Raw genomic sequence first — 18336 nt, 5'->3', positions numbered from 1 at the left:
GTGTACGGCAAGGCCGTGGTGGCGGCCGGATGCAGTGGGCAACTCAGTCGCCTGGCCTCAGAAGAAAAAGCCGTGTTGGAGGTTGTAGTAACGGCCCTCCGACGAACTGGCCACCGTGGCCGAAAGCACCAGTCGGTTGGCCAGGGCCAGCCAGGCGCCGCCGCCATAGGCGCTAAGCCAGGGGCCTCGGCCGGGCTGCTGCCGCGTCCAGACGTTGCCAGCGTCGTAGAGGCCGAGAAGCCCGAGCTGGCTGGGGAAAATGTAGAGGCGGGACGTGAGCAGCGACACCCGCATTTCGAGGTTGGCGTAGAGGCTGCGGTCGCCGAGCAGGCGGGTGTGAGCGTAGCCGCGCACGGTCTGGCTGAAGTCAGGCAGCAGGCCGCCGCCCACCATGTTGCTTTGGTAGAAGGCGTAGCGGCCGGTGTTGAGGCCGCCGCCCAGCCGGCCCGCAAACGTGAGTTGCAGCGGCAGGTCGGGGCTCATGTAGTAGCGCACTTCGTACTGATAGCGGCCGTAGCGGCCGGTTTCGCTGTTGAGACCCTGGCGCCAGCTGCCCTGCGCATTCATCACCAGGCCGCGCGTGGGGTTGTGCTCGTTGTCTTTCACGCTGCTGCGGAAGTAGAGCAGCGCGCCGAGGTAGTTGCGGGGGCCGAAACCGGCGCCCTGGCCTTCGGGTAGGCGCGAGCGTAGTTCGGGGTTGCGGGTTTCGCGCAGATTAAAATGCTCGTAGAGCAGGCCGCCGCCTACGGCAAAAAACGAGGCAAACGGCTTTTGTAGGGCTGCCGAAGCGTAGGAGTTGCCAAAGGCCGCCTGGGTAGCCGGCGCGGCCGCTTCGCCCGCTGGCGGGTGCCCGTAGCCGCGGAAGGGCATTTTGTAGACCGGCGCGAAAGCCCAGGCCTGACCGATAAAGTCCAGGTCGAAGGCCACGTTCTTGATTTCGCCATCGTAGGAGAAGCGCCCCACGTTGTTGCCGAAGAACTGCTGGTACTGCAGGCGGTGCGAAGCGCCGTAGGGGCTGCTACGAAACTTGTAGGGAATGTACCGCACCCCGGCGCTCACCACCCAGCCATCGGCCGAGTTAAACTGGGCATCGACAGAGGGACTCAGCTTAGTGTAGTCGAAGCGGTCGGACGCCGGGCTGTTAATGAGGTCGCCGGCGGCAAAGTCGGTGTTGGTGTCGGTGGTGTTGTCGAGGATGCGCTTGTCCTGAATGGTGTTTTCGAGGGTGTAGCTGCGGGTGCGGGAGGTGTCGCCGTACTGGTAGCTTCCCTTTTCCTGGTAGGCTACCACGCGCACTTTTATCCGACTGCCCGCGGTGCCGCTGATGTTGTACACATCGCGCCCCTGCAAGCCATAAAGCCGGATTTCGTCGGTTTCATCGGGCCGGAAGGTGCGGTAGTAAAAGGGGGCCTGCCCGGCCGGGGCGCCGGCCAGGTGCACTGCCACCACGGTGCTGCCATCGGCCCGGCGCTCGACTTCAAACCGCTCGGCCAGGTTGCTGCCGTACACGTCGGTGTAGCGGGCCAGGAGTTTGCCGTAGGCTTCGGCCACCTGCGAAAGCTGGGCGCGCCGGGCCTGAAGCTTGGCCAGGATTTCGGGCCCGTGCAGGGCGTATACCTCGGGCGGCATGCGGCGCAGGGCGGCTTGTAGCACAGGGTCGGGCAGGCGCTGCTGGAGGCTGTCGGCCAAGGCTTTCCAGTCGGCGGGGCGGAGGCTGCCGAGGAGGCGGCGGTCGAGCTGCCGGGCAGCGTAGTTGAGGCTTTTGATGTTGCGGATTTCGGGGCCGAAGTGCTGCAGCTCGCGGATGCCCCAGCTGCTGGATACCAGCCGGGGCACCAGGCCATTGAAAAGGAAAAAGGCGTTGTCGCGGTCTTTGGCCAGCGGGCGGTAGATGGTTTGCGCGCCCTGCTTAAAAATAACCCACTCGTATTGCCGCTCGTGGCGGTCCCAGTCGCCCACCAGCATATCGAGCAGGCGCATGGTGGCGAAGGCGCGCGCATCAACGCGGTGCGCGGGGCTGCGCTCGAGCTGCTGAATCAGGCTGGTGTAGTTTATTTCCTGCATCACGCCCGGGATGCCGGGCAGCTTTTCCTGCTGGTACTCGCGGGCATCGGGTTCCAGAAAGCCGGGCTGCCCGCCAAACTGCTGCCGGTAGGGCTCGAGGCATTCGGCATCGGGCAGCCGCAGCAATTGGGGCGCGGTGCTGAGCAGGCCGGCCGCCCGCTCCAGCGCCCCTACCACCAGCGGCGCGTAGGGGTGCTGCGAGGGCAGCCAAGTTTGCTCTGCTTTGGTGGGCAGCGAGAGCTTGAGGGCGCGGCCGTAGCGTTCGGGCGCGGTGCCCAGCGCATTGCGCCGATACGGCCGGAAGCTGTATTCGTGGCCCTCCCCGCTGCGTAGGCGCAACAGAAATCTATCCTCTTCGGTGCTGATTCCGAAAGGCGTAAGCCCCCCCTGGGCAGTGGTTAGATTGAGAACGGGCAGGGTGATGGGCGTTAGCCAGGCCTGGCGGTAGCTGCTTTTGAGCAGGGTGCCGGCCAGGGGGTAAGGTTTGCGGCTGGCATCGGCCAGGGCCGTGGGCTGCGCGGCGGACGGCGTGGGGGCGTCGCAGGCGGGCGGCGGCGTTTTGGGGTTGCGGTTGTGTAGCAGGCCGCGGTAGTGCATGGTGCCGGTGGCCCCGTCGCCGTTGGGGGCCCAGAATTCCGCCCAGGACTCACCATTCTGGTAGTAGCGAATGCTGACAAAGCCCTTTTCGCGGTGTACGAAGGTGGCATTGTTGCCTTCGGCAATATGATTGGTTTTGCAGCCCGAGCCGCTCACGATGTGCGTAAGGGCTTCGGTTTGGTGAAGCTGCAGGTTATGGTCGTGCCCGGCCGTGTACACCACGTTGTCATAGCGCCGGAAAATGGCCTGTAGCCGCTCCGAAAGCAGCTTGTAGCGGTAGTGGGGCAGGTCTTGGTCGACCCCGCCCAACTGCCGGAAGTACGGGTACAGCGACCCAATCACCGGCAGCGGCACATAGAGGCCGTCGCGAATCAGCCGCAATGGAAACATGTGGTCCATCACCGAGTAGTAGCCACCGTGGTTGCTATTGGTCATAAGCGGGTGGTGGGCCGATACCACAATGTGCTTGCCCCGGTTCCGGGCCAGGGCTTGGTCAAGCTGGCGCAGAAATTCTTCCTCGGTAGCGGCGCTGCAGGTGCTGTTGAGGCCGTAAGGCTTTTCGTGCTTGTGCAGCCACCACTCGGTGTCGAGGCCGATAAACAACACTTCGCCACTTACCTGCTCCACGAAGGGGCCGGGGCAGCCATTGTCGGGCACGAAGGTGTTGCCGCGGTTCAGCTTCTGCTCGATGTACTGCTCCTGCCGCCGGACTTTTACTAGGCCCTGCGGTCCGGAATAGTCCCAGTCGTGGTTGCCGGGCACAAAGAATACACGGCCCTTGTACTGTTGGGCAACGTACAGCTGCCCATTGAGGCGGCGCTCGTCTTCGGCGCGGCCGGGGTCACCTTCGGCCGAGAGCCCCTTGTGGTAGAGGTTGTCGCCAAGCACCACCAGCGTGCTGTTGGGGTCGGCATCGAGCTGGGACTTCAGCAGGCGCAGGGCCGGCTCGGGCGGGTCGGTTTTGGGCGCACCGGCATCGCCGAGCAGGTAAACCGTGTAAGCCAGCTTGGTGGAGTCCGGCGCCGCCGAGCTTCGCCAGTTTCCGGCTTCGGGCCCGTAGTATATGCGCTTCACACAAGCCGTAGACAGCAGCAGCAACAGCAGGGTCAGCAGGCGTATGGGTTTTATCATGCTTCTTTTCTTAGTGTCTTGAGCGAAGAAGTATGCTCTTTTGTTCGGTAGACTTGTGCTTTTGAGAACAGTTTCTATGATGGGTTTCACCCCCGGCTCCTTCCGAGAGAAGAGTGGGGCCGGGGGTGGAGTCGGGATACGCCGTCGTAAGAACTGCTCCATGCGCAGCCGTGTCGGAGTAATCAGGCCATCCATTTGCATACGGCTATTGGGAGAAGGTGGGCAACACAGCAGCCTATTTGTACCGCTATGCTTGGGGCCTGGTACACTGTTTTTCGGGGCTTTGGCGTAGGTTTATCCCGATTTTCTGCCGCACCTCACACGCCTTTTCGCGCTCCTCTTCTTGTCGTCTTCCGTCAGCTTGCGCCCCCGGTGGGTACTGCCCACCATCGTTTTTGCGCAGTTTGCCTGCACCTCACTGTGGTTTGCGGGAAATGCCGTGCTACCCGATTTGCTGCGTGATGCCGGGCTCGTGGATACGTCGCTGGGCGCGGTGGTGTCGGCGGTGCAGCTGGGGTTTATTGTGGGCACGCTGGTATTTGGCCTGCTCCGGCTGGCCGACCGGGTGCCGCCGGCACGGCTTTTTTTGCTGTGCGCCGTGGCCGGCAGCCTCACCAATGCGGCCCTGCTGCTGCCAGGGCCCACGCCTCTTGCGGTGCTGGGGCTGCGCTTTGCTACGGGGCTGTGCCTGGCGGGAATCTACCCAGTAGGCATGAAAATAGCGGCCGATTATTATGAAAACGGCTTGGGCCGGGCCCTGGGCTACCTGGTGGGCGCGCTGGTGCTGGGCACGGCGCTGCCCCATCTGCTGCGGCTGCTGGCCGCTGATTTTGCCTGGCAGGCCGTGGTGCTGGCCACCTCGGGCCTGGCGCTGCTGGGCGGGCTGCTGCTGTGGCTGCTGGTGCCCAACGGGCCGTTTCGGCGGCCGGGCGCCCGGCTGCAGCTGACGGCGGCGTGGGATGTATTCCGCGAGCGGCCGTTTCGGCAGGCGGCGCTGGGCTACTTCGGGCACATGTGGGAGCTTTACACATTTTGGGCATTTGTGCCGCTGCTGCTGGCTACGCACGCCAGGTTGCACCCCGAGGCCGGGCCGGTAGGCCCGGGTTGGGCCTTCGGACTGATTGCGGCCGGGGCGCCGGCCTGCGTGGCGGGCGGCTACCTGGCCCGGCGCTGGGGCAGTCTGGGCACGGCCCGGGCGGCGCTGGCGGTGTCGGGAGCATGTTGCCTGCTCAGTCCAATTCTGCTGGGGCTGCCGCGGTCGGCTTTTGGGGTGGGGGTGCTGGTGTGGGGTATGGCCGTAGTGGCCGATTCGCCACAGTTTTCGGCGCTGGTGGCGCAGCGGGCACCGGCCGCGGCCACGGGCACGGCGCTCACGCTGGTTACGTGTTTGGGGTTTGCGCTCACCATTGTTAGCCTGCAGGTTTTTGCCGGTATGCAGCACTACGTGGAGGCCCGCTATCTGTTTTTGTTGCTGGTGCCCGGGCCGGTGCTGGGGCTGCTGGCTACCCGCCGGGCTGCTAAACAAGCCACAGCATAATATCCATAGATAAGGCATGAATGTGCGAAGGCCCTTATTTGCTGCCTGCCGCTAATTCGGTTTACGAGCACATTCACGGGCTGGCCGCGCCAGAAGCGACGTTTGCCGAGAGGCCCTTAACCCCGTGTACCTTGCTGCTTAAAACCTCCAAATTTCCTGCATGAAACCTTTTTACTTAGCCCTCGGCGGAGCTGCGCTGCTCCTGGCCGCCTGCAACCAGACCGCACCCGCGACGGAACAGCCTACCGCTGCACCCGCCACTACTGCCACCACCGATTCAGCTGTGCCGCCTCCCATTAACATAGATTCGGCCGCTGCGCCTGCCGATAAAGTGGCTACCGCGCCAGCGCCCGCGCTGACCCAGGCCGAAACCCTGAAAGCTTCCTTCAGCTTCAAGCCCTCCCCGGACCCTGACAACCCCAGCCAGCCCAAAACCAGTGTGCACCTCGTGCTGCAGGGTACCAAGCCCATGGACATCGACCTGGGCAAGTTTGCCGGCCGTCCCGATGTGGTAGACGCCGCCAAGGCCAGGCAAGCCGGCTTTCCCTCCGGCATGCTCATGGGCTTCCGCAGCTACCACGCTGCTTTCGGCACCAGCTCCGACCTGGCAGTGCTAAGCGTGGGCGAGCGCCGCCTCCGGGTGGTGCAGCGCCGCGTGGAGGAAACCGCTTCCGAGCCCGGTACTTTCGAAACCTCCCGCGAAATTCCCCTACCCGCCAACACCACCGTGGTGGCTGGCTCTCAGCCCCAAACAGTTAAAAAATAGCTCGACACCATTCGGCCAAAAGCAACAAAAACCCGGCTACTACGACAGCAGGGGCTTTTGTTGCAGAGTAGCTAACCGTTTTCCGTCCTGCCGCCCAAGCAGTAAGGACGCAGGCATCTGATTTTTAATTTGTAAGTTGAGGCATGAATACAAATACGCTTCTGGGCCCGCTGAAGGGCGCCACACGCCGTGAAGTAGGCGGCGTGCAAGTTGATGTGGTGAAGACCGGCAACGCGCGGGTCAAGCGCATTGTGTATCCGCAGGGTTTTCGCTGGTCGATAAACCTCAAGGAAGTTGTCGGAACCGAGCTGTGCATGCACGCACACGTAGGCTTTCTGGCCAGCGGGCAGATTGATGTGCAATACGCCGACGGCACCCTCGAGCGGTTTGTGGCGCCTCAGGCCGTGGCTATTGCGCCCGGCCACGACGGCTGGGTAGTGGGCACCGAACCCGCCATTCTCATCGAGTTCGACTTTGAGGGTGAAACCGTGGAGCGCCTGGGGTTGAAACGCGAGTAAAGCCCAGCGGCGCTTTCCGATATGGTTTAGAAGCGCCCTGTGCACCTCGGTTTTGCGGCTGAGCCGGGCGAGGCGCCCTGGCGGCCTGCTTACTAATTGCCGTCGGAGCGTTTGGCTTCCAGCGCCGGGGCCAGCATAGCCGTGGCTTCGGGGTGCAGGTGCAGGGTGCGAATCGGGAACGGAATGGAGATGTCATTGTCATCAAACGCCCGCTTAATGCGAATGATGGCCTCGCTGCGGGCGCTCACGTAGTCGAACTGCCGGCGGTAGGGCACCCAAAAGCGTACTTGAAAGGTGATGGCGCTTTCGGCAAAGGCCGTAAACATCACTTCAAGCGGTCGTTCGGGCACGAGTTCCGGTATGGCACTCACGGCCTGCTTCACCACCTGCTGCACCAGCTCGAGGTCGGAGTTGTAGGCCACGCCGCATTCTAGGTCCACACGGCGCATGGTTTGCTGCGTGAAGTTGATGAGCGGGTTTTCGAATACCTTGCGGTTGGGCATGATTACCAGCTCGCCCGTGGTCTGGCGAATGTTGAGCGTGCGCAGGCTGATGCGCTCGATGGTGCCGAAGAACTTATCGGTTTCAATAACGTCGCCCACATTGAAGGGCCGTTGCACGGCAATGATGACGCCGCTGATGAAGTTGGCCGCGATGTCCTGAAACGCGAAACCTAACGCCAGACCGATGATACCGACACCGGCCAGGAGCGAAGTCACGGTTTTGTCGAGGTTGAGGACCGTGAGCACGAAGAAAGTCCCCACCAGCAGGGTGAAGATGTAGAGCATCGTCGTCAGCAGGTTGTTGAGGGTGTCGCTGGCCGACACCCGCGGCAGCACCCGCCGCACCAGCCGACGCACAATGCGGGCGCCTATCAAGGTAATTGCCAGAAGAACAGCGGCTACCACCAAGTTGGGTAGCATTACTATCAGCTGGCGAAACCAGCCCAGCATCTTGCCGGACAGCAAATCAAAAGCGCGTTCAACTTCGGTCACAACAGCAAACATAATCGGTATTGGGCAACAGTAAGAATAGTCTAAGGTACGGCTTTGGGCAGGGGGAAGAGGGCCTTTGCGCCTCGGCCGTGCTACCCTGCGGCAGCTGGAGTTAGTTAAAAAGCAAGAAGCAGCAGTGCTGGTTGCAGTCGGCCGGGTCTTTCAGAAATTCAGACGCGCCAGCAGCAGGCGGTTGCAACCATGGGCCAACGTCACCGGTCAACTAGGTGGTTATATCATTCCATTGGACGGGCGTGCAGAGCGCAGCAAAGCATCTCTACCGCTTCGTTGCGTTAAGCAATAATTACTACTGAGGTAGAGGTGCTTCGCTGCGCTCTGCATGACTGCTTTTTCTCTATTGTCCACACACCCTACGCCGAAACCAGCGGCAAGAGCTTCATCAACGCCTTTCTTCACCTTTCCACTCTGCGTTATGTTTCGTTTTCAGCTTACCTCCGTTTTCCTGAGTTTGTCTGCCAGCGCCTTGCTCTTGCTAGGCTGCCAAAAACAAGCTGTCGAGCCCGCGGCTACCAACGTCCCCGACCTGCGCCCCCTCACCAACGCCGAGCGCAGCACCGTGAGTAGTGCCAATGACTTCGGGTTTCGAGCGTTTTCTTCCCTTCGTAGCGGGGCTGCTGCCGAGAACATCTGCATTTCGCCTCTGAGCGTGTCGGCGGCCCTGACCATGGCCTACAACGGGGCCGACGGTGGCACCAAAGCCGCCATAAAGGAAACACTAGGTTTCACGACCCATACCGATGCCGAAATCAATGATTCCTACAAGTCGTTGTTTGAACTGCTCACAGGCATTGACAACAAGGTGACCTTCACCACGGCCAACTCCATCTGGCACGGGCAGCAGTACCCGTTGGCCACGCCGTTTGTACAGCAGAACCAAGCCTCCTTCGGAGCCACGGTGCAGGCCGTTGATTTCACCTCGACCACCGCCAAGGACGCCATCAACAACTGGGTAAGCAGCAAGACCCAGGGCAAGATTAGCACCATCGTTAGGCAGACCAACGCCGATGACGTGATGTACCTGATAAATGCCCTGTACTTCAAAGGCAACTGGACCTACCGCTTCGACCCGCAGCAGACGCGCCCTGCGCCTTTCACGCTGGAAAGCGGCCAGCCCAAAACCGTAGAAATGATGAGCCTGACCAAAGCCAAGTACCTGCGCTACGCCGATGCCCAGCAGCAAGTTATCGACCTACCCTACGGCAACCGCCAGTACAGCATGACGCTGGTGGTGCCCCAGGGCACCACCACGCTAGCTAACGTAGCCGGCCGCCTCACCGGCGCTCAGCTCAGCACTTGGCTGGCCGCGGCCGATACATCACGCCTGGAGTTGCGCCTGCCCAAGTTCCGCTTGGAATACGAACAGGAGCTCAACGATGCGCTAACCAAGATGGGCATGGGCGTGGCCTTCTCCAACCAAGCCAACTTTACCCGCATGCTGGCCGGCAACTCCGGCAATTTGGCCATCAGTGCTGTGAAGCACAAAGCGTACGTAGACGTGAATGAGGAAGGTACCGAGGCCGCAGCCGTGACCTCCATAAGTATAGTAGTCACGTCGTTGCCACAGGTGGTGGAGGTGAACCGGCCCTTTCTGTTTCTCATCCGGGAGAAGGCCTCAAATGCTATACTGTTCATTGGGCAGGTAACCAATCCGTAGTGTCCGGTAAGAATGTAGTTCCACTGTAGAGACGCGACACTTCGCGTCTCGGCGTTGAACGATGCCCGAACGATGAACTAACTCTTAACGGCGCGGACGCCGAGATGCGAAGTGTCGCCTCTCTACAGCGGTGCCGGACGCAACCACGCGGCGGTTTGCTGGTTATGCCTATCCACATTTCCTTCCATCAAACCCTTATCAGGCATGGCAGCGGCATCCAATTCCGACGACATTTACACCACTTTCAAACAGGACGTCAACATGACGGCTTCTGAAATCGAAAAGTGGCTGAAAACCGAAGAGTCCAAGTCCGTAGGCCAGGACAGCGGCGACGGCACGAGCATCGGCCGCCACTCCGGCGAGCGCATTATCGACATTCTCCACAAGAAAAAAGCCGACCTCACGTCCGACGACGAAGCCCACATGCACAAGGTGCACAGCTACGTCAGCCGCCATTCGGCCCAAGGCCCGCACGATGCGGCTGATATAGAAAAGTCGCGCTGGCGCTTCTCCCTCATGAATTGGGGCCACGACCCGCTAAAGGATAAGAAGTAGCCAAACAGACGGTCAAGCTCCCCTCCTTACCAAGGAGGGGATGTTCAGCCGCCAGGCTGAACGGGGGTGGTTGTGGGCATTGGACGATGGCGGAAAGACTCGCAACCGTCTCGTTCGGGTGTCGTTCAACGAATCCAACCACCCCCGTCATCGCTGCGCGACAACATCCCCTCCTTATCCAAGGAGGGGAGTTTTTTACTTCTGCGTATTAGCTGCTACCAGTACCCGCAGGGCACTTGGCTTTATGGCGGCCTCCACGTGGCTGGTGCGGCCCCGATATTCGCCATCGACCTGCAGCTCTACCCGCCGCTTCACATCCAGGGTCACGGCGGTGGTGCAAAATATTTCGACCGCACCGCGGTCGAAGGGGCGGAAGCGCCAGAACATCTTCAGCAGCTCGCGGCCCACCAGGCGCCGCAGCACCACAACTTCGAATTTGCCGTCAGACACGTCGCCGTCGGGGTTGATGGTGGCGCCCGTGCCGTAAACGCGGGCGTTGGCCAGCACTACCATAAAGGCGGTGCGCTCCACTTCCTCTTTGTCGCACTGGATGCGCACCCGCATCTGGCGCCGCCGCAGCAGCGACCAGAAGGCGGCCCGGGCGTAGCCCAGCATACCGCGCCAGTTGTGGCTTTGGGCGTGGCGCACCAGCTGGGCATTCAGGCCAATGTCGCTCAGGTGCAAGCACAGGTCCGTGCCGTTAAGGTAGATGACGTCGACGGCTTTTTCGTGACCATTCACCGCAATGTCGAGTGCTTCGGTGGGGTCGGGTGGCAGGTCTAGCTCCTTGGCCATGCCGTTGGCCGAGCCCGCAGGGAGCACGGCCAGCGGCAGGTTGGCAGCAATGGCTTGCTCGGCTACGATTTTCACGGTGCCATCGCCTCCCACGGCCACCAAGCGGTCGGGCTGGTCTTTTTCGATGCGGGCCTTCAAGGCTGCATCGTCGTCTTGGCCGGTGAGCTCCAGGAGGTCGGCGCGGTGGGGGAGTGGCTCGAAGTATTCGCGGATGGTGGCGGCCCAGTCCGTCTTCTTGGCACTGCCCGAGGCAGGATTCACCACGAAGAGAAAACGCAGGGTAGCAGATGGCGTGGGCATAAGCGTTGGAAATGTATTTCGGTTATAGCGTCTTTCCCTTTAGCCTAGTTGGTCAGGCTCAACCGAGGCCGTTCAAATGAGCAGGAAGTAGGCAACAATTCATCCAATCAGTCTTGTTCGCCGTAACGATTTTCAGCTTTTCACGGCTGAATATTTCTTTGTTCGAATGATTGAAAAACTCCTGTCCCGGCTTCGCCTCACCCGGCAGCCCACGCTGAAGCTATATCGTGGCTTCGGCAGCCCCGACTGTGTGGTGGTGCAGGGCCACGCTTTCCAGCAAAGTCCGCTTGCACGCCGCTACAACCGGGTGAATTTCTGGGCCAACGTCTGGGGCCTGCTGCGCCTGTTTTTGGTGCGTCCCTGGGCCGATGTGCCAGTGCGCGTGACCGTGGCTGGCCAAACCGCCGGCGCCCGCACCGACGCTGATGGCTTCTTTCGCCTCGAGCTTGAGCTGCCCGCGCCGCTGCCGGCTGGCTGGCACCCGGCCCTGGCCGAGCTGCTCGATGCTGGCACCGGCGGTCGCTTGGCCCACGCCACCGCCGAGGTGCACGTGCCCTACGAAACGCCCTACGCCTTCATTTCCGACATCGATGACACCTTTTTGGTCTCGCATTCGGCCACGCGCTGGCAGCGGCTGTGGGTGCTGCTGAGCCGCAATGCTCGCAGCCGGGCGCCTTTTGCCGACGTGGCTGCCCACTACCAGTGGCTGGCCCAGGCCGGCCCCGCCACACCCGCCCGCCCCAACGCATTTTTCTACGTGAGCAGCAGCGAGTGGAACCTCTACGACTTCATCATGGAGTTTGCCGACCTCAATCGCATGCCCAAGGGCGTGTTTCAGCTCAGTCAGCTCAAGCGCCTAAGCCAGCTGCGCCAAACCGGCCAGAACAAGCACGCCACCAAGCTTGACCGCATTGTGCGCATTTTCGCGGCTTGCCCCGGCATGCGCTTCGTGCTGCTCGGCGACGACTCGCAGCACGACCCCGGCATTTACGAGGCCGTGGTGAAGCGCTTTCCGGGGCGCGTGCGGGCGGTATACATCCGGCAGGTGCATGCCCGGGGCCGCCCGGCCGCAGAGGCTGCGTTGGCCGATATCAGGCAGGCCGGGGTGGAGACGTGCTACTTTGAGCACAGCTGCGACGCGCTCAAGCACTCGCAGGAAATGGGATTGTGAGTTCAGACTGACACCGAAAGGTAGTGCCCAGGCCCTGCTCCCGATTAGCTCACTTAGCTTTCGCCGTTGGAGGCTTCTTTGTTGCCAGCACCACGGCCATACAGCCGGGTAAACGGCACGGCCGTCAGGCCGTGCACCACCACGGAGGCGCTGATGAGCAGGCTGACCACATCCCATATTAACGGGTTGTGGAGCCGGTGTTCGGCCAGGGAGCCGTAGTAAATAGCGGCCACGGCAATCGGCCCAAACCAGCCCATAAACAAGGCGTCTTTTTTGCTGCGCAAGCCCGGAAGAAAATATCGGAGCAGCCACAGCACCGGCGGCCGCCGCAACAGCAGCACGGCCCCGGCCAGCAGCAGCCCGCGCCAGCCCAGTTCTACCCAGCCCGACCACGGGATGGCCGTGCCAAGAAGGGCAAAAATGGGAATGGCGAAAAACCGGTTCACCGCTTCCTGCCCTTTCTCTTCTTCCCCGCGTTCGTCTTCGCCCACTACTTGCACAAAAGTTACCCCGGCCGCAAACACTACCAGTACCTCGTCGCTGTGAATGAGCTTGCCCGCGCCTACTGCCAGCAGGGCCAGCGCTACCGTATACACCAAGCGCCACTCTTCCTGAATTAAGTCCTTTCTTTCAGACGCTTGCAGCAGCTTTCCTGCCAGATAGCCCAGCCCCAGCCCGAGGGCAGTGGCCGCTCCCACCTCCCAGAGCAGGCTTTGCAACAGCCAGTGCGACAGGGCTTCATCAGTGGGCTTGGTTAGGAGTAGCAGCGGCAGAAAAACCAGCAAGTAGCTAATCCCGTCGTTGGCGCCCGACTCAAACGAAATGGCGTGCCGCACTTGGTCCGGCAGGTTTTTCTCGGCCACGGGGCCAGTAACGATGGGGCTGGCGGCAATGGGGTCGGTCGGAGCCACAATAGCCCCAATAAGAGCGGCCAGCCAGAAGGGCAGGCCCAGGATAAAATACACCAAGCCCGTGCTGATGGCCCACATCAGCAGCATGCCTGCCCCAGTCAGGAGTAGCACGCCCCGCCAGTTCTGCCTTGGGTATTGCTTAGGAATCCGAAGCGCCACGCCCACCAAGCCAATTCCCAGGGTGAAGCGGGCGGTGGTTTCCAGAATAACAGATTGCTCGCCTAGTACCATCGGGTCGAACACGTTGGCCACCTGGGGGCCCACCAAAACTCCGGCAATCAAGGCCAGCAGCGTGGGCGGAACGGGATTGCTCTGCAGCCATTTAGAAGCCAGCCCTAATACCAGAATCAGCCCTCCTACCAGCGTCGCAATTATGGTTACAGTGTTGGAAATCATACACTTTATTCGCTAGGATATCAGAAAGGTTGTTCTGTTTCTATAATTGAGTAGTTCCTAAAAAAAGCAAGCTCCGCTATGGGTGTCTATATCTTGTTGTACCCAAGAAAGCAGGGCCCGCGGCTGAGGGTACCAGCATGTTGGCTTGCTGTTTGTAAAAGCCGGAAATGCCTCGCACAAACCTGCGCCTAAGCTGGAGCAGCAACAAAAAGCCCCGCCTACTGAGACGGGGCTTTTTGTTGGTAGTAGTTGGGTACTTCCAGGTTTAATCAGGCTTTAAGGGTTTCACGGCTTGGCCTTGCTGAACCCCTTGGGCTTTCAGGGGCGCGCCGTTGAGGGTGACGTTCTCAAATTTCACGTCCGCATACTTGTTCGGGAAGGCTGCTGTTTCGGCCGTGGCTTCCACATTTTTGAAGGTGATGTTCGACACCTTATCAGTAGGGTTGCCGTCCAGTACCGCGAACTGCTTGGTTTTCACCTTTACGTTGGAAATGGTGATGTTGCGGATGGTGCCAAAAGGCTTTTCCGTACTGCCGGCCATGTTGAAAAACTGCGTCCAGGGCGAGAGCGTGACGATGGTGCCGCAACGGCCGGTTATGTTTTCAATGGTGATGTTTTCGTACACCTGGTAGGTGTCGGGGCGCATCTTGAACAGCAGGAGCGGCCGGTCGTTTTCCACCTTGCAGTTGCGCATCGTAATGCGGTTGGCGTTGATGCATTCGCTGCCGCAGGTCATGGCCGCGTGCACTTCGCCGAAGGTGCAGTTCTCCACCAGCACGTCTTCTATCGGCCCATTTTCGGGCAGCTTGTGGGCGTTGGGGCCTTTGCCGCCCTTCATGACCACGCCGTCGTCGTTCACGGAGATGTAGCAGTTGCGCACGGTCACCTTCTTGCACACGTCGATGTCGATGGCATCGGTGCTGGGGGCCTTCACCGGCCGGAAGGGCGAGCGAATATCGCACCCGTCGATGAGCACGTTGTTGCACTGGTACAAGTGCGTGGTCCAGAAACCGGCATTGTGCAGCTTGGTGTTTTTGATGGTCACGTTGTTGCTGCCCCAGATGAAAACCAGCCGGGGCCGGTGCACCTCCAGGTTCGTCGACGGTTTGCCGGCTTTCTGCATGGAGTCGCGGTGGGCCCAGAAGGCTTTCCAAAACCGCAGCCCGTTGCCATCGATGGTGCCGGGGCCCGTTATGCTGAAGTTGTCAACCTTTTTTGCATTGACGAGGGCCGCGTAATAGTCCAGGTTCTGGCCCTCCATGCGCGACGGAACCAAGGGGTAGTCCGCAATATTATCAGAACCTTTCAGCTTGGCGCCTTTCTGCAAACGCAGGTGGGTGTTGGGCTTGAAAAACAACGCCCCGCTCAGAAAAATCCCTTTCGGAATCACTATGGTGCCCCCGCCGCTGGCGCTGGCCTTGTCGATGGTCTTCTGAATGGCCAGCGTGTTCAGCTTGGTGCTGTCGGTGCTGGCTCCGAACTGGGTGATGACGTATTCTTTGGGTGCAGCAGCCTTTTTCGGGTGGTTTTTTGCCTGGAAAGGCAGCGAGAAAGCGGCCCACCAGACGGACAGCAGCGCAATGATGATTTTCATAGGACGGGGAAAAAGGTGACTTTAGCAAAGAAGCGCGTTCTCCCAGGGAGTACTGTTCTGTAGTCACCTGATAGCGGCAATTTGTTGTGCTTAGGCCCAGCTTGGCTGCGGCGTCCTTAGGTTTGACAAGCCCCGCTTGGCCGGCTTGCGAAATGGTTACAAAAAAGCCCACCCGGAAACCGGATGGGCTTTGGTAGTGAATAGACGCCAGGCTTAGGCGCCAAGCTTCTTTTTCAGGTTCTCGTCGAGGGCTTCCAAGAACTCCTCGGTGTAGAGGTAGTCGCGGCCGTGCTCCACCTTGTTGCCGTGGATGCAGACTGCCAAATCTTTGGTCATTTTGCCGCTTTCCACGGTTTCGATGCACACGGCTTCGAGGGCGTGGCAAAAGTCAATAAGAGGCTGGTTGCCGTCGAGCTTGCCGCGGAATTCCAGGCCGCGCGTCCAGGCGAAGATGGACGCAATGGGGTTGGTCGACGTAGGCTTGCCCTTCTGGTGGTCGCGGTAGTGGCGCGTCACGGTGCCGTGGGCGGCTTCGGCTTCCATCACGGTGCCGTCGGGCGTCACCAGTGTCGAGGTCATCAAGCCCAGCGAGCCGAAGCCCTGGGCTACGGTGTCGCTCTGCACGTCGCCGTCGTAGTTTTTGCAAGCCCACACAAAGTTGCCGTTCCACTTCAGCGCTGAGGCCACCATGTCATCAATCAGACGGTGCTCGTAGGTGATACCGGCGTCCTTGAATTTGGCGAGGTAGTCCTGCTCGTAAATCTCCTGGAAGATGTCCTTGAAGCGGCCATCGTACTTTTTCAGGATGGTGTTTTTGGTGCTCAGGTACAGCGGCCAGCCTTTCATCAGGGCCTGGTTGAAGCAGGCGTGGGCAAATCCGCGGATGGACTCGTCGGTGTTGTACATGGCCAGGGCCACGCCATCGCTCTTGAAGTTGTACACCTCAAACGACTGCGCTTCGCCGCCGTCTTCGGGCTGGAAGCTGATGGTGAGCTTGCCCTTGCCCTTGGTCACGAAATCGGTGGCGCGGTACTGGTCGCCGAAAGCGTGGCGGCCGATGCAAATGGGGGCCGTCCAGTTGGGCACGAGGCGGGGCACGTTGCTCATCACAATGGGCTCGCGGAATACGGTGCCATCGAGGATGTTGCGGATGGTGCCGTTGGGCGACTTCCACATCTGCTTCAGGCCAAACTCCTGCACCCGCTCTTCGTCGGGGGTGATAGTAGCGCACTTGATGCCCACGCCGTACTGCTTGATGGCGTTGGCCGCGTCGATGGTTACCTGGTCGTTGGTTTCGTCGCGGTACTCAATGCCAAGGTCGTAGTACTTGATGTCTAGTTCCAGATACGGAGTGATGAGTTTGTCTTTGATAAACTTCCAAATGATGCGCGTCATTTCGTCGCCATCGAGTTCTACCACGGGGTTCGCTACGGGTATTTTGGTCATGTCAGGATGTTATTGGAGTGGTTGTGACAGCGAAGTTGGCACCAGGAGGGGGAAATCCCAGCCGATACTTGCGCAATCGTTCCCGTTCCGAAGCGCAAACTCCGCAGCTTCTCAGTGGTCAGGCGTCCGTAATCTGTAGTCCGTTGCCGTCACTACCCGCGCAGCTAGCGCAAGTTTACCGCAGTGCAACCCGGGCTGGCCATCCGGGCCGCAGCAGAACAAAGTGCGTGAACGACTGCGACCCCGGCTTGCCGCTCGCGGGGCAGGGGAGGCACAGCTTCTCCGTTATAGCCGGTCACGAGTTACGCTGCTCTAAACTCGCTCCAGTTGAGGTAAGATTTCAAAGCCCGAGCAACGAAAACCCCGTCAGGTTCTGGCGGGGTTTTCGTAATGTTGAGGAAGTTTACGAAACTCATCAGTTAACGCAGTTTCGTAAACTTTGATTGGTAAACCAGTTTCTTGAACTCTGCCCACACGGTAAGGGCTTATTAGCTACTTGGTGCAGGGCTTTTGAGAGGGGTTTAAGGAAAGGAGCGTTATTGCAAGCGGCAGAGGAGGATTACTTTAGTTCCCGAAGGGGGATGGGCGCGGCGCTGCCCTCAAAGCCACTCAGCATGCGCTGATGCAGCACGTACCGCCGCGTTCCATTCGACTCCCGCAACACCAGCGTGTCGTGGCGCACGACGTACTCGCCCGTCGCCACCTCGGTTGTGTACCCGTCTTTTTGGTGGGTGACCTCTGAAAGCAAGAACTCGTGGTCTTGCTTGACAAGAGTTAGTTCGTATTGCTTCGCGTTTTGGGCAAAGGCATAGCGGTCGTACCGCTCCTTGCGGTCGTAGTCGTACCAGCTCTGCAGCAGCAGCTCAAAGATGCCCCCGGCGAAAAAGGCGTTGAGCAAAAAGGCCCCGGCCAGCGCGGGGCGTTTGCGCAGCCAGCACCCGGCCGCCACCAAGGCGTTGAACCCGGCCAGCAAAGGAATGATTAAGGCATCGATGATGGCCACGTCTGGGGTGGGCCGCACCCACAGCAGCCAGCCCCCGAGCAGCACGGTGTCCAGGGCCAAGAGGACATACAGGATGTTAAACATGGGGCGAGGAAAGGGGAGGCGTAGACCCGCACAAGGTACAGCGGGTCCCCGGGCCACGGGCCGAGCAAGGGCGACTACGGGGCCGAACCAAATGCCATCCCAGTTCACGAAAACGGTCGTGGCTGTTGCAGAACCCGTGACCGAGCTAACGCTCCCAAGTTATTTCACCGAACCAACCGCAAGAACGGCCGTTTATGAGGCTTATTTGCCTCCGAACGCGCCATCTCCCATGATTTCAGGCGCCACCCACGTGTTCTGCAACAGCCACGGTCCGACGGTAAACGCGCTGCGTTCAAATTAAGGAGAGTTTGAAAGCAGTGGAAGGTAAGTTTACACTATGCCTCAAAACCTTGCGTTAGAAGTTAAAGTCATCAACCGGTTCAGCGCGAAGAATAAACGCGAACGGTATCTGCAATTTGTGACCTCAGCCAAGAACCGGAAGAGGTTTATCGCTGACCTGCACGGGGGCAGCTTTTACGAGCAGCGTATGCTTGAGCGAGTCACTGGAGGCGATGAGTATAGCATCTGCCAAGCCCTCAAGCAACTGGGCATCGCCTCGCATACCTGTTACGTCATCAGCGAGAACATTAGCATTGACACCCTCACCCTTGACCTAAACGACGTGCTTCCAAACGTGGGATGGGGGACGGGGATTATGCTGGTTTTCGGAGATGCCGACTGCATTTTTGTTGAGTTGGATGGCCTAAAAAACCGATTCATTGCCCAACTACCTAGTGGGAGATAGTTTACCCAAACGGTAGTGGCTGTTGCAGAACTCCTCTCAGAACGCGTAAAGGG

14 protein-coding genes are annotated in these 18336 nt (G+C 60.2%); 7 read left to right on the top strand and 7 right to left on the bottom strand.

The features are described from left to right. Positions 1-57: 57 nt before the first annotated feature. Entirely contained in the window at positions 58-3792 is a 3735-nt protein-coding gene (locus ACP7AJ_RS14780) for a metallophosphoesterase (RefSeq protein ID WP_426060983.1), read from the bottom strand. A gap of 343 nt (positions 3793-4135) precedes the next feature. Between ACP7AJ_RS14780 and ACP7AJ_RS14775 the strand changes: the two genes are divergently transcribed. The 3 genes from ACP7AJ_RS14775 to ACP7AJ_RS14765 all read left to right on the top strand — a co-directional run bounded on the left by ACP7AJ_RS14775 (position 4136) and on the right by ACP7AJ_RS14765 (position 6613). Then, positions 4136-5329: an MFS transporter gene (locus ACP7AJ_RS14775; protein ID WP_426060982.1), complete on the top strand. Its 1194-nt coding sequence runs from the start codon at positions 4136-4138 to the stop codon at positions 5327-5329. A gap of 160 nt (positions 5330-5489) precedes the next feature. Continuing rightward, positions 5490-6095, top strand: coding sequence for a hypothetical protein (locus ACP7AJ_RS14770; protein ID WP_426060981.1), 606 nt, complete (start codon positions 5490-5492; stop codon positions 6093-6095). A gap of 143 nt (positions 6096-6238) precedes the next feature. Then, entirely contained in the window at positions 6239-6613 is a 375-nt protein-coding gene (locus tag ACP7AJ_RS14765; RefSeq protein ID WP_426060980.1) for a hypothetical protein, read from the top strand. Between the two features lie 92 nt (positions 6614-6705). On the opposite strand, the gene ACP7AJ_RS14760 is transcribed toward ACP7AJ_RS14765, so the two are convergent. Then, complete coding sequence (locus ACP7AJ_RS14760) at positions 6706-7608, bottom strand: mechanosensitive ion channel family protein (protein ID WP_426060979.1); 903 nt, start codon at positions 7606-7608, stop codon at positions 6706-6708. A gap of 433 nt (positions 7609-8041) precedes the next feature. On the opposite strand from ACP7AJ_RS14760, the gene ACP7AJ_RS14755 reads away from it, so the two are divergent. Beyond that, positions 8042-9283 (top strand): serpin family protein, encoded by a 1242-nt coding sequence (locus ACP7AJ_RS14755; RefSeq protein WP_426060978.1) that lies wholly within the window; start codon positions 8042-8044, stop codon positions 9281-9283. Positions 9284-9487: 204 nt separating this feature from the next. Continuing rightward, positions 9488-9838 (top strand): DUF3140 domain-containing protein, encoded by a 351-nt coding sequence (locus tag ACP7AJ_RS14750; RefSeq protein WP_426060977.1) that lies wholly within the window; start codon positions 9488-9490, stop codon positions 9836-9838. 195 nt (positions 9839-10033) lie between these two features. Here ACP7AJ_RS14750 and ACP7AJ_RS14745 read toward each other — a convergent pair whose 3' ends face one another. After that, positions 10034-10933, bottom strand: a complete 900-nt coding sequence (locus ACP7AJ_RS14745) for a diacylglycerol/lipid kinase family protein (RefSeq protein WP_426060976.1) — start codon at positions 10931-10933, stop codon at positions 10034-10036. Positions 10934-11099: 166 nt separating this feature from the next. Here ACP7AJ_RS14745 and ACP7AJ_RS14740 point away from each other — a divergent pair, with 166 nt between their 5' ends. Further along, positions 11100-12104 (top strand): App1 family protein, encoded by a 1005-nt coding sequence (locus tag ACP7AJ_RS14740; RefSeq protein WP_426060975.1) that lies wholly within the window; start codon positions 11100-11102, stop codon positions 12102-12104. A 53-nt stretch (positions 12105-12157) separates the two neighbouring features. Here the strand turns inward: ACP7AJ_RS14740 and ACP7AJ_RS14735 are convergent, their stop codons facing one another. From ACP7AJ_RS14735 to ACP7AJ_RS14720, 4 genes are all read right to left on the bottom strand, one after another. Next, complete coding sequence (locus ACP7AJ_RS14735) at positions 12158-13411, bottom strand: cation:proton antiporter (protein WP_426060974.1); 1254 nt, start codon at positions 13409-13411, stop codon at positions 12158-12160. A gap of 265 nt (positions 13412-13676) precedes the next feature. Next, positions 13677-15005, bottom strand: a complete 1329-nt coding sequence (locus tag ACP7AJ_RS14730; protein WP_426060973.1) for a glycoside hydrolase family 28 protein — start codon at positions 15003-15005, stop codon at positions 13677-13679. Positions 15006-15218: 213 nt separating this feature from the next. Next, positions 15219-16451 (bottom strand): NADP-dependent isocitrate dehydrogenase, encoded by a 1233-nt coding sequence (locus ACP7AJ_RS14725; RefSeq protein WP_426060972.1) that lies wholly within the window; start codon positions 16449-16451, stop codon positions 15219-15221. A gap of 559 nt (positions 16452-17010) precedes the next feature. Continuing rightward, complete coding sequence (locus tag ACP7AJ_RS14720; RefSeq protein WP_426060971.1) at positions 17011-17538, bottom strand: hypothetical protein; 528 nt, start codon at positions 17536-17538, stop codon at positions 17011-17013. 337 nt (positions 17539-17875) lie between these two features. Here ACP7AJ_RS14720 and ACP7AJ_RS14715 point away from each other — a divergent pair, with 337 nt between their 5' ends. Then, on the top strand, positions 17876-18283 hold the full coding sequence (locus ACP7AJ_RS14715; RefSeq protein ID WP_426060970.1) for a hypothetical protein: 408 nt from the start codon (positions 17876-17878) through the stop codon (positions 18281-18283). Positions 18284-18336: the final 53 nt, after the last annotated feature.

Origin of the sequence: Hymenobacter sp. B1770, assembly GCF_049896385.1 — a bacterium.
Classification (GTDB): Bacteria; Bacteroidota; Bacteroidia; order Cytophagales; family Hymenobacteraceae; genus Hymenobacter.
This window is presented reverse-complemented; position numbering and strand designations above follow the sequence as displayed.

Excerpts from the sequence above, each read along its gene's own strand:
- ACP7AJ_RS14740 (WP_426060975.1), top strand. The coding sequence starts at position 11,100 with ATGATTGAAAAACTCCTGTCCCGGCTTCGCCTCACCCGGCAGCCCACG.
- ACP7AJ_RS14755 (WP_426060978.1), top strand. The coding sequence starts at position 8,042 with ATGTTTCGTTTTCAGCTTACCTCCGTTTTCCTGAGTTTGTCTGCCAGC.
- ACP7AJ_RS14725 (WP_426060972.1), bottom strand. The coding sequence starts at position 16,451 with ATGACCAAAATACCCGTAGCGAACCCCGTGGTAGAACTCGATGGCGAC.
- ACP7AJ_RS14750 (WP_426060977.1), top strand. The coding sequence starts at position 9,488 with ATGGCAGCGGCATCCAATTCCGACGACATTTACACCACTTTCAAACAG.
- ACP7AJ_RS14765 (WP_426060980.1), top strand. The coding sequence starts at position 6,239 with ATGAATACAAATACGCTTCTGGGCCCGCTGAAGGGCGCCACACGCCGT.
- ACP7AJ_RS14770 (WP_426060981.1), top strand. The coding sequence starts at position 5,490 with ATGAAACCTTTTTACTTAGCCCTCGGCGGAGCTGCGCTGCTCCTGGCC.
- ACP7AJ_RS14780 (WP_426060983.1), bottom strand. The coding sequence starts at position 3,792 with ATGATAAAACCCATACGCCTGCTGACCCTGCTGTTGCTGCTGCTGTCT.
- ACP7AJ_RS14745 (WP_426060976.1), bottom strand. The coding sequence starts at position 10,933 with ATGCCCACGCCATCTGCTACCCTGCGTTTTCTCTTCGTGGTGAATCCT.
- ACP7AJ_RS14720 (WP_426060971.1), bottom strand. The coding sequence starts at position 17,538 with ATGTTTAACATCCTGTATGTCCTCTTGGCCCTGGACACCGTGCTGCTC.
- ACP7AJ_RS14715 (WP_426060970.1), top strand. The coding sequence starts at position 17,876 with ATGCCTCAAAACCTTGCGTTAGAAGTTAAAGTCATCAACCGGTTCAGC.
- ACP7AJ_RS14735 (WP_426060974.1), bottom strand. The coding sequence starts at position 13,411 with ATGATTTCCAACACTGTAACCATAATTGCGACGCTGGTAGGAGGGCTG.
- ACP7AJ_RS14730 (WP_426060973.1), bottom strand. The coding sequence starts at position 15,005 with ATGAAAATCATCATTGCGCTGCTGTCCGTCTGGTGGGCCGCTTTCTCG.